11 protein-coding genes are annotated in these 11,759 nt (G+C 30.1%); 5 read left to right on the top strand and 6 right to left on the bottom strand.

Annotation, left to right across the window (positions count from 1 at the left end):
• Positions 1-62: 62 nt before the first annotated feature.
• The 5 genes from ACKTTC_RS05830 to ACKTTC_RS05850 are packed head-to-tail and all read right to left on the bottom strand — an operon-like array spanning position 63 to position 2,969.
• A complete protein-coding gene (locus tag ACKTTC_RS05830; RefSeq protein ID WP_408038856.1) occupies positions 63-911 on the bottom strand; it encodes a DUF3078 domain-containing protein in 849 nt (282 codons plus the stop codon).
• Between the two features lie 10 nt (positions 912-921).
• Positions 922-1,440 carry a DUF2480 family protein gene (locus ACKTTC_RS05835; RefSeq protein ID WP_408038857.1) on the bottom strand — a complete coding sequence of 173 codons (519 nt, stop codon included), beginning with the start codon at positions 1,438-1,440 and terminating at the stop codon, positions 922-924.
• Between the two features lie 2 nt (positions 1,441-1,442).
• Positions 1,443-1,763 (bottom strand): DUF59 domain-containing protein, encoded by a 321-nt coding sequence (locus ACKTTC_RS05840; RefSeq protein ID WP_408038858.1) that lies wholly within the window; start codon positions 1,761-1,763, stop codon positions 1,443-1,445.
• Positions 1,764-2,534, bottom strand: coding sequence for a hypothetical protein (locus ACKTTC_RS05845; protein WP_408038859.1), 771 nt, complete (start codon positions 2,532-2,534; stop codon positions 1,764-1,766).
• A 9-nt stretch (positions 2,535-2,543) separates the two neighbouring features.
• Positions 2,544-2,969, bottom strand: coding sequence for a SufE family protein (locus ACKTTC_RS05850; protein ID WP_408038860.1), 426 nt, complete (start codon positions 2,967-2,969; stop codon positions 2,544-2,546).
• Positions 2,970-3,044: 75 nt separating this feature from the next.
• On the opposite strand from ACKTTC_RS05850, the gene ACKTTC_RS05855 reads away from it, so the two are divergent.
• The gene (locus tag ACKTTC_RS05855) at positions 3,045-3,971 is read left to right on the top strand and encodes a PfkB family carbohydrate kinase (RefSeq protein WP_408038861.1); all 927 of its coding nucleotides are present in this window, start codon (positions 3,045-3,047) and stop codon (positions 3,969-3,971) included.
• 75 nt (positions 3,972-4,046) lie between these two features.
• On the top strand, positions 4,047-5,945 hold the full coding sequence (locus tag ACKTTC_RS05860; RefSeq protein WP_408038862.1) for an amidophosphoribosyltransferase: 1,899 nt from the start codon (positions 4,047-4,049) through the stop codon (positions 5,943-5,945).
• A gap of 94 nt (positions 5,946-6,039) precedes the next feature.
• Here ACKTTC_RS05860 and ACKTTC_RS05865 read toward each other — a convergent pair whose 3' ends face one another.
• Complete coding sequence (locus ACKTTC_RS05865) at positions 6,040-8,340, bottom strand: fibronectin type III domain-containing protein (RefSeq protein WP_408038863.1); 2,301 nt, start codon at positions 8,338-8,340, stop codon at positions 6,040-6,042.
• Positions 8,341-8,496: 156 nt separating this feature from the next.
• Here ACKTTC_RS05865 and ACKTTC_RS05870 point away from each other — a divergent pair, with 156 nt between their 5' ends.
• The 3 genes from ACKTTC_RS05870 (at position 8,497) to glpQ (ending at position 11,520) form a co-directional block, all read left to right on the top strand.
• The gene (locus ACKTTC_RS05870) at positions 8,497-9,411 is read left to right on the top strand and encodes a glutaminase (RefSeq protein ID WP_408038864.1); all 915 of its coding nucleotides are present in this window, start codon (positions 8,497-8,499) and stop codon (positions 9,409-9,411) included.
• A 44-nt stretch (positions 9,412-9,455) separates the two neighbouring features.
• Positions 9,456-10,445 carry a leucine-rich repeat domain-containing protein gene (locus tag ACKTTC_RS05875; RefSeq protein ID WP_408038865.1) on the top strand — a complete coding sequence of 330 codons (990 nt, stop codon included), beginning with the start codon at positions 9,456-9,458 and terminating at the stop codon, positions 10,443-10,445.
• Positions 10,446-10,536: 91 nt separating this feature from the next.
• Positions 10,537-11,520, top strand: coding sequence for a glycerophosphodiester phosphodiesterase (glpQ, locus tag ACKTTC_RS05880; protein ID WP_408038866.1), 984 nt, complete (start codon positions 10,537-10,539; stop codon positions 11,518-11,520).
• Positions 11,521-11,759: the final 239 nt, after the last annotated feature.

Here is an 11,759-nt window from a genome sequence, read left to right on the forward strand (position 1 = left end):
TTTTTACGCAAAATTACGTTTTGATATGAATTTAGACAATTTAACAATAGAAAAGTCACATCTTATAAAAAAACATAATTAACCCCTAATCCAAAAAGTTGTTTAAACTGAATTCTACTAGAAGCATTATCATCTATAATTGTGTGAAAACCAAGGTTTGTAGAGAAGTATTTACTGATTTTAACCATAAAATTCATTTGATAATCGATATCCACATTTTGAGGATTATCTAAATAATCAGCATACAAAGCCAACACGTTTTCCATGGTTAAATTCTCTGTAATATTAAACTTGTAATAAGAAGACAAGTTAAAACCTAAACCAAAGCTACTTGTTTTACCTTCTTCTACCCCATAGTTACCTGAAAATTCAGGAGAAACAAAAGTAAAACGGGAAGTAGAAGGTGCAATGTTTATAAACTTATTCTCAGATTTTTTCCATAACATTCCTGGTCCAAAACTTAAATAAGCAGGCGCAAAAAAGCTAGAAATCGCAACCTGTGGCGTTTTAGTATAATCGTATCCTTTAGAAAATTGAGTTTTAAGATTGTTAAAAAAGGAAAAATACCAATCTTTTTTAGTTTTGTAACCCAATAACGAGTTGTATTCTAATCGATCGTCTGTTTTTCGAACACCTTGTCCGTCTACATAACTTAAACCATAGGCAGAAGTTATTTTATTATCCCAATTCCAATTGTTTTTTTTGTAGTTAAATTCTTGATTAACATTTAAATTACCAGCAACAGTGTTAGTACCCCCGGCAACCCAATTTGAAAAAGTAGATTGGTTTAAAATAAAGGCAACTTTAGTTGGTGCATTCCACTTTTTAGGAATACTGTCTTTCTTTTTAGTTTCTTGAGACAGTAGGGATATGGGAAGGCTTAAGAAAAAAAATAGTAGTACTCTTTTCATGTATTAAAATTTAAGCTTTTTTGGCTTTTTTCTTGAAAAGGGGGACAGTGGAACAAGCTTCTCCATACATAATAGATTTAGCAATAGGTTGAATTTTGCTAATTAACAACGTATAAGCACTTGATGGTATGGGTTTATTACTACAACCTTTAATAATAATAGGTTTATCGGTATAAATATCTACGGGTAATTGATTGATGATATCTGTATAGATTACTGTTTCCAGTAGTTCTAAATCACCAATAACTACTTTTTTTGCAAAATTACTAAGTTCGGCGGTTACTAATAGGTAAGCCCAAGAAGGGATAATAGCATCGGTAGCACAATATAAAGCAACAAAAGCATTACTATATTGAGACCAATCATGTTGTTTTACAGATTGTCTAAAATCTTTTTCTCGTAAAAGTAAGCCTTCAAATAACCAATCGGAAATATCAAACAACACACGGTTACCTTTTGGATAAAAATCTTCTAAATCAACAGTAATTAACTTACTATTAGCTACTCTATTTATAATTTCATCTGCCATTGTTATAACAAACCTAATTCTAATTTTGCTTCTTCACTCATCATATCCTGAGTCCAAGTAGGATCAAAAGTAATTTCTACTTCGCAATCATTAATTTCTTTCAATGTTTTTACTTTTTCCTCAACTTCTACAGGTAATGTTTCGGCTACTGGACAGTTAGGTGAAGTTAATGTCATTAAAATTTTTGCATCATTCTCTTCAGAAACAAAAACATCGTAAATTAATCCTAACTCATAAATATCTACAGGAATTTCTGGATCGTATATTGTTTTTAATACACGCACTATTTTATCTCCTAACTCTTCTAATTGATCTTCTGTCATTTATTTGTTGTATTTGTATTCTGTTGTATAGGTTTGTGAAGCATTATAAAACTCGTGAACGACTTTTATCAAATAACCATCTTCATCATAAGAATTAATTATGTTTGAAGAAAGGTCTCCACCATGGAAACTTTTATACGAAATTAGATTATTCAATGGTTTAGCGTCTAACCTTCTATAAGGTATTTTAGTAAATGGGCTTTTCAATGTGTCGAATTCCCTTAAACTTAACACGCCGTATTTACCTAACTCTTCTACTTTATTATTTTTTAAATATTTAAAATTTAAAAAAGTAATAACCGAATCCATTTTTACTTTTTTATAACGTGTTGTTTTAATTTGAACTAGTCTTTCTATGGAATCGTATAAATAATTTTCTGATTTTACTTTTTTAGTACCATCAAAATAATTGATTTTTTTAGGAAGACCTTCGTTATACTCTATAACTTTAACTTCTATTTTCTTTCCACTAACATCATATTTTTCAATTATATTTTGATTATTATGATAAATTATCTTGGAGTAGCCATTAGGCTTTTTATCTTTTTTAACCAAAAGAGAGATAGGTCTATTTAAACTATCATAAAGATATTTGTACTCATATATGGAACCGTTAGCTTTACCATTTTTAGTAGATGTTTTTATATACGATATTAATAATTTGGGTTCTTTTTTATTGTAATTTGAAATAGCAGTTTTCTTACTACCACATTTAATCAATAACAAAAGAGCTATTATTAATAGAATTCTAGTTTTAATTTTAAAAAACATAATTTCAAATTAACTTGATAATTTACTTTGTTGCGCAATCGCATACATTTTAATTTGTTTCACCATAGAAACCAATCCGTTGGCTCTTGTAGGACTTAAATGTTCCTTTAAACCAATTTCATCAATAAAAGCAGTATCTGCTTCTAAAATATCTTTTGGCGTTTGGTCGGAAAAAACACGTAATAATAACGCAACAATTCCTTTTGTTAGAATGGCATCGCTATCGGCTGTAAACTTTACTTTGTCGTCTTCAACCTCAGAGTACATCCACACTTTCGACTGACAACCTTTAATTAAATTTTCATCTAATTTATACTGTGTATCAATCAAAGGAAGCGATTTTCCTAACTCAATAATGTATTCATATCGTTCCATCCAGTCTTCAAACATTGAAAACTCATCGATAATTTCTTCTTGTATTTCTTTGATAGTCATTTTTTAGAACTATTTTTGCACTTTATAAATTGTTTTGTACAATTCATGTGCAAAATTACTGATAAAAATTAATAAATGGGTAAACTATTAGCAGTAGGAACTGTTGCTTACGATGCAATTGAAACACCTTTTGGTAAAACAGATAAAATATTAGGAGGTTCTGGAACTTTTGTTGGGTTAGCAGCATCTCAATTTGGAGTACAAACAGGAGTCGTTTCTGTAGTAGGTGGAGACTTTTCTCAATCGTATTTAGATATGATGGAAGGAAAAGGAATTGATACAACAGGAATAGAAATCGTTAAAGACGGAAAAACGTTTTTCTGGAGTGGTAAATATCATAACGATATGAACTCTAGAGATACATTAATAACAGAGTTGAATGTATTAGAAACATTTAATCCTGTAGTACCAGAATCTTTTAAAGATGCTGAAGTTGTGATGTTAGGAAACTTACATCCGTTAACACAAGCTTCTGTATTAGACCAAATGAATGAAAGACCAAAATTAGTTGTATTAGATACAATGAACTTTTGGATGGATATTGCCTTAAACGATTTACACGAAGTATTAAAAAGAATAGATGTAATTACCATTAACGACGAAGAAGCTCGTCAGTTAAGTGGAGAATATTCTTTAGTAAATGCAGCGAAGAAGATTCATGAAATGGGTCCAAAATATGTGGTAATTAAAAAAGGAGAGCACGGAGCTTTATTATTTAACGATGATAATATGTTTTATGCACCAGCATTACCATTAGCAGAAGTTTTTGATCCAACTGGAGCAGGAGATACATTTGCAGGAGGTTTCTGTGGATATTTAGCCAAAACAGAAAATTACTCTTTTGAGAATATGAAGAATGCTATTATTTACGGTTCTAATTTAGCTTCGTTCTGTGTAGAGAAATTTGGAACACAACGAATGGAAGCATTAACAAAAGACGAAGTTCAAACACGTTTACAGTTGTTTAAGCAACTAACACAATTTGATATTGAATTACAATAAAAAAAATCCGCGCAGTATTGTGCGGATTTTTTATTTATAAAACGAACACACAACAACACAACACAAAAGACTAGAATGAGTGATTTTCTGAAACACGAATGCGGAATAGCATTAGTAAGATTATTAAAACCACTTCAATATTATAAAGACAAATACGGAACGGCTTTTTACGGGTTAAATAAGATGTATTTGTTAATGGAAAAACAGCATAATCGAGGACAAGATGGAGCTGGTTTAGCAAGCATAAAATTTAATGTAGAACCTGGAACAAGATACATTAGTAGAGTTCGTTCGAACAAAACACAACCTATTCAAGATATTTTCGGTCAGATAAACAATAGAATCAATGGTATTTTCGAAAAGCACGAAGATAAGTTAGATGATATTGCATGGCAAGAGGAGAACATGCCTTATATAGGAAACCTATTTTTAGGTCATGTACGTTATGGAACTTATGGCGGAAATAGTATTGAAAATGTACATCCATTTTTACGTCAAAGCAATTGGAAACATAAAAATCTAATTGTTGCAGGAAACTTTAACATGACCAATTCAGGTGAATTAATGAAAGAATTAATCACATTAGGTCAGCACCCAAAAGAAGCTACAGATACGGTTACTGTTATGGAAAAAATAGGACATTTTCTAGAAGATGAAGTTTCAGACACCTATGTAAAAGCTAAAGCAGCAGGCTTTAATAAAAAAGAAGCCTCTCCTTTTATAGAAGAACATTTAGACATTCAACGTATTTTAAAACGTTCTTCAAGAAACTGGGACGGTGGCTATGCAATGGCTGGTTTATTAGGACATGGAGATGCTTTTGTATTAAGAGATCCTTCAGGAATCAGACCTGCTTTTTGGTATCAAGATGATGAAGTAGTTGTTGTAGCGTCTGAACGACCAGTAATTCAAACTACTTTTAATGTTCCTATTGAAGAAGTAAAAGAATTACCAAGAGGGAAAGCATTGATTATTAAAAAAGGAGGAAAAGTATCTTTAGAAAGAGTCCTTAAAAAGAGAGATAAACTATCATGCTCTTTTGAAAGAATTTATTTTTCTAGAGGAAGTGATGCCGATATTTACCAAGAACGAAAAAACTTAGGAAAATATGTGTTTTCAGAAGTTTTAAAATCGATAAACGAAGATATTTCGAATACGGTTTTCACATACATTCCTAACACTGCGGAAACCTCTTTTTATGGGATGATGGAAGCAGCAGAAGATGTATTGAACCAACAAAAAACTGCTGAAATTTTAGCTGGAGGAGGAAAACTATCGGCTCAAAGAGTTACAGATATTCTATCAGAAAGGCCACGTTTTGAAAAAATCGCGATTAAAGATGTAAAACTAAGAACATTTATTACAGATGATACCAGTAGAGACGATTTAGTTGCTCATGTATACGATGTAACTTACGGAGTTGTAAAACCTACGGATAATTTGGTAATTATAGACGATAGTATTGTTCGAGGTACAACATTAAAAAAGAGTATTATAAAAATACTAGACAGACTTTCTCCTAAGAAAATTGTTGTCGTGTCTTCTGCGCCGCAAATTAGGTATCCAGACTGTTATGGTATCGATATGGCCAGAATTGGTGATTTCATCGCATTTAAAGCCGCTTTAGAGTTATTAAAAGAAACCAATCAATATCATATTGTTGAGGAAGTATATAACAAGTGTAAAGCACAACAAGTAAATGAAGACAAAGACATCATTAATTTTGTAAAAGAAATTTATGCACCATTTACAGACGAACAAATTTCTGCTAAAATTGGAGAAATGTTAAAAACGGAAGAAGTAAATGCAGAAGTAGAAATTATTTACCAAACAGTAGAAGGACTACATAAAGCTTGTCCGAAACACAAAGGAGACTGGTATTTTACAGGAGATTATCCTACTCCAGGAGGACACCGTGTCGTAAACCAAGCCTTTATTAATTTTTACGAAGGAAACGATAAGAGAGCCTATTAAGTAAGTTTATATATAATAACTATTTGTAAAAGCCCGAAAACTTTATATAAGTTTCGGGCTTTTTTGTAAAAGATGCTAAATTATTTTACTATCGTTAAAATACGATAGTATCGCTAATCGATGTTATTACTGTATCATTATCATCAATCATAGATAATCTAAAAAAGTAATCTTTATTATTATCTAAATCTGTAGAAACTTGATATTCTGGGAATTCAGTAGCAGTGTCAATTGCTATTGGTTGTGTATTACTTTCTATAAGAGTTGTTAAATTAGAATCTTCAAAAACTTCTATTAAATATTTATAGCTACTTGGAATAAAACCATCCACTCCACCAGAATGACTCCATTTAATAATTGGTCTTGTAGACGTTGTTATCTTTTCAGTAACTATAAGTTCTGCTTCATAAATAGATATTAGCCCTAAACTCCTCCATTCACTTGTATTGCCATCGGGAGTAACATGTCTTGCTCTTATATAAAAAATACCATAGCCATCTACAGCTGCATCCCAAATATCGTAGTTAGATTGTAAGTCTAATGAGTTTAAATCTTTTTCAATTGTACTAAAATTTGAATTAGTGGAAACTTGAATCTGCATTTTAATACCTGCATTTTCGTAGTTTGGATAAGCATTAATATCGTACTCTAATAAAAATTTATTGATTTCAGTATTGCTATATGTGGTAGGTAAAAACTGTGGACTTCTTATTACAAAATTAAATGTAGCTGTAGTCCAATCAGTATATAGTTCATTTTGATCTTTAAATCGTACTCTCCAATGATAAGTTGTATTATTTTCCAAAGTCAAGTTTGAAGCTACTGAAGTTGTTGTTAAACCAGTTTCTTCAAAGATTAAGTTTGTAAAGTTAGCATTATTGGCAACTTGTATATCATATAAAATATTAGATAAATTACTTGTAGTACTCCAGTTAAAAGTTGGAGAGCCAACAATATCGTTAATAGGGCTTGTAAGTTCAATACTCCCTATATTAAGTAAGAACTCTTCAGAACTCCAATCACTACTAACTCCGTTTGCATCAATAATTTTAACACGCCAAAAATAGCTTGTATTATTTTGAGGCAATACAAGTTCAGATGTGTATGATAATGTATTTAAATCACTTTCTTCGAAAAGTAAATTAGAAAAGTTGCTGTCGGATGCAAGTTGTATTGTATAGGTAACTTCAGATAAATTACTTGCTTCCCAACTAAATTCAGGTTGTGAATTATTTATTGTAGTGTTTGGACTAACTAAAACGATTTTATTTAACAAAACAGAAAACTGTGTAGTATTCCATGCTGTTTCATTTCCATTTTCATCTAGAGCATTAACTCTCCAAAAATATTCTTTATTATTTTCTAAAATAATAGTTGAAAGTAAAGTTGTTTCTGTAAGGTTTTCCTCATCTATTAATATTGTAGTAAAATCATTATTTGATGCTAATTGGAAATGATATTTTGTACCAGTAACGTTGCTAGCAGACCATGAAAACTCAGGTTTAGTATTGTTAACTTCATTTTTAGGATAAATTAAACTGGTATCGTGTGTATTTAAAATACCATCCCCATCTGAATCAACAAACTGCTCAAATTCAGGAATTGTATAAGTCACATTGAGTTCTTCAAATCTATTAATTAGGTTTTGACGAACAATAGTTAAGTCTAAACTCATGCTATTGTTTGTAATTTCCTCTGTTAATTGATTATTATTAATAATTCCATCAGTTTCTAAATCATCTGCTATTTTAGAAATAAACTCTCCTAATTCTGCTACAGAATTATTCCCTTGAACAATTGCAGAAATAGCTAAAAGGATAGCATTGTTTTCTCCAGATTTACTAATATCCATCTCATTAAAATCAATATTAATATTTTCTTGAATAGATTCAGTAACATTAAATGCAGTTAGTATTTCTTTTTCAGCCTGAATTTTAGCATCAGAAAAAGTTTTCTCTTCATTTAGAATTAAATACTTAATTCGTTTACGACCTAAAGTAGATAATATATTAATATTAATGACTTTTTCATCACTAAACTCTACATAAGTGCGTAAAGTAAGCGGAGCATCTGATAATTCCCCAGAAACCTCATTAAAATAAAAACCTGTGGCAGAAATGTCGATTTTATTACTTTCAATTTCCGCATTAAAATTGAAAGAACCGAAGTCGTCTATAGTTTCCGTACTATATGTTTTACCTGTTAAGGATAGATCATCGTTCAATTCTTGAATTGAAATTGTCGAACCTTGAAGAAAAGGTCCTTTTTGTATTAAACTAGCATCTAAATTAATAGGAATAGTAGTGTTAGGTTGTGTATTTTCTGTTCCATTATCTGAAGAACATCCTGAAAAAATAAATAAAGCCAAAGCCAATAGCAATGATAGATATTTCATAGTTTTTAATTTTTTTTGAATTGCAAATGTATTAGAAAGGCTTTCAAGTTCCAAAAAAAACTAGTATTCAGAACTCATATGGACTTTATAATTATCTAATTCATATAAAAAACTTAAGTTTTCTATATTTTTAAAAACTGTAAAAACATACGAATAATGAATTGTAAAGAAGTCTTAGAAAGAATTTATAAAGAGATTGCATCAAAAGAAAATAAAGGAGCTATAGCCACATATATTCCAGAATTAGCCAAAGTAAATCCAGATAATTTTGGTGTATGTTTTTTATCTGTAAATAATGAAGAGCACGGAGTTGGCGATTGGCAAACAAAATTCTCCATACAAAGTATTTCTAAAGTATTAGCACTTAGTTTCGCATATAAAACATTTGGAGATGAAATATGGGAGCGTGTTGGTGTAGAACCTTCAGGAACTCCTTTTAATTCCTTGGTGCAGTTAGAATCAGATAATGGAATTCCTAGAAACCCATTTATGAATAGCGGAGCTATGGTAATTAGCGATATGTTGGTAAGTCATTTAGAAAACCCTAAAGAAGACTTTTTGAATTATGTTAGAGAGATTTGTGGTTCTGATCAAATTCAATATTCAGAAGCAGTAGCAAAATCAGAAGCTTCTGTAGGTTATAGAAACAAAGCACTTTGTAATTTTATAAAATCGTTTGGAAATATAGAAAACGATCCCAATGAAGTATTAGATTTTTATTTTCATAAATGTGCTATAGAAATGAGTTGCCAAGAACTCTCTAAAACCTTTTTATTTCTAGCAAATCATGATTTTAGAACAACAAAAGGAAAGAAAGTATTAAGTACCAGCAAATCCAAAAGAATCAATGCAATTATGCAAACCTGTGGGTTTTACGATGAATCTGGAGAATTCTCTTTTAAAGTAGGTTTACCAGGAAAAAGTGGTGTTGGTGGCGGAATTGTAGCGGTATATCCAGGGAAATACTGTATTACAGTTTGGAGTCCAAAACTAAACGAAAAAGGAAACTCTTATAGAGGAATGCAATTTTTAGAAACCTTTACAACCGAAACTGAATTGTCTATATTTTAGAAAACAATTAATAAACTTTACTATATTTTAAATTAAAAATTAATATGAAGTCAAAAATCACAGAGTTACTTGAAAGAGAAGAAGGAGTATTTATAGAGACACTAATAAATGCATTTTCAAATACAGAAGAAACTATAATTGAGTTTGCAGATACTGAAGATGAAAAAAATGAACCAACTTCAGAACAGTTAAAAACATGTGAATATATACTCAATAATGCAGATAAGATCGTAAGTAACATTAAACAATATATTTACGAAGAGAGAGAAGTTTTAGAAGACATTTACAATAGTTATGGATTAAAACCTGAAAGCTATTTTGAATTAAATAATTCATGGAAAAATATAACTATAGAAAAAATTATTATTCATTCAGAGAATAAAAATGGAATAGCATACTATGGAATAGTAGGAGAATGTAAATGGGATGAAGAACATGGTTTTGGAGTAACTATGTTAAATGATGTAATTGTTGAGTTAGGAGATTGGTGTACAGGAGTTTATTGTTATGGTACTGATGAAGATGAAAAGGAAAGTTTAGCTGAAAAATATGGATTAGAGTTACTTTCTAAAAGAAAAGAACAATTAGCAGAATTAGCTAAAAATATTAAAGAAGAAAATATAGATGCTTATCTAAATCTATTTGATTGGTTGTTAAGTAAAAGAGCAATTTATGGTTATCGTAGTTCTAAGGTAGATTTATCAGATAAAGAAAAAGTAGCATTTTTACAAAATATAACTTACTTAGATTTAATGGATAAAGAAATAAAAGAACTTCCTAGCTCTTTTTTATTATTACAAAAATTAAGTGGTTTATCACTAGAACATAATATGCTAGAAGAAGTACCTAATTGTTTTCAAAAATTATTAAAACTAGAATCTATAGGTCTTTCTTATAATCAGATTAGTAAAGTACCAGAAAAATTAGTGTTTTCAGAGGTAATGAAAAGAATAGAAATGAGAGAGAATAAGTTGTCAGAACTGCAAAAAGAAAAGTTTAAAGCGATATACAGCGAAATAGAGATTAGTTTTTAATAATACCGTTAAATAACAAAAGCAATTAATATTTTAGAATTAAATTTATAACCACACTTATAAAGACTTTTAATTAAACTATAGCAATACTATGCGATATGTAATTGGAGTATTCGCTTTCTTATCTTTTTGGAGTTGTAAACAAGCTACAAAACCTAATTTGAATGATACATCTATGAATAAAAAAGTTGTAGTAGCACATCGTGGTGCTTCAGGGTATTTACCAGAACATACTATGGAAGCCAAAGCAATGGCTTATGCAATGCATCCAGATTTTATAGAGCAGGATTTGGTGTTGAGTAAAGACGATGTTCCAGTGGTAATTCATGATATTTATTTAGATGATGTAACAGATGTAGCTACTAAATTTCCAAATAGAAAACGAGCAGATGGACGTTATTATGTAATCGATTTTACTTTTGATGAATTACAAGAATTAAACGTATCAGAACGCTTCGATCCTAAAACAGGAAAACAATTCTACTCTAATCGATTTCCGAAAGGAAAAGGAAATTTCAAATTACATTCTTTATCACAAGAAATTGAATTAATTCAAGGCTTAAATAGCAGCACAGGCAACAACATTGGAATTTATCCAGAAATTAAAAATCCAGCCTTTCATCATCAAAATGGAAAAGATATTGCTAAAATTACGTTAGATATTCTATCTAATTATGGTTATAAGACAAAAGAAGACAACTGTGTTTTTCAGTGTTTTGATGCAAAAGAATTAGAACGCGTACGAAAAGAACTAAACTCTAACTTGTTTTTAGTACAATTAGTTGAGTTTCCAGAAGAGACAAAACACCTAGAACAATTTGCTACATATGCAGATGGAATAGGTCCGTGGTATAAACAAATCATAGATAAAAAAGAAGATGGAAAGTGGATATTTACTTCTTTGGTAAACGATGCCCATAAATTAGGACTAAAGGTTCATACGTATACTTTGAGAGCAGATCAACTAGGAGATTTCAAAGACTTTCCAGAACATGTTGAAGTACTGCTATATGATGCCAATGTAGATGGCTGTTTTACCGATTTTCCAGATAAAGTAAAAGCACTTTTAAAATAGCAAACATAAAAATGTTAAATACAAAAAATCACCCGTTTTGGGTGATTTTTGCTTAAATTGCTTTTTGTAAAAATCCTTTCAATCTGATAACTTTTTGTAACAAAAAAGTGTGTTTTTCTCAGTATTTACAAAGGTTTAAGGTTTTTTTAAATTTCTTAATTTTCTGTTTTTTATAAAGATCGAGTATTCTTCTAAAAGTTTCTTAACAACTATTCTTACCCTTTTTTTTACCCCTTTTT

It is taken from the genome of Tenacibaculum amylolyticum, from assembly GCF_964511145.1.
Taxonomy (GTDB): domain Bacteria; phylum Bacteroidota; class Bacteroidia; order Flavobacteriales; family Flavobacteriaceae; genus Polaribacter; species Polaribacter amylolyticum.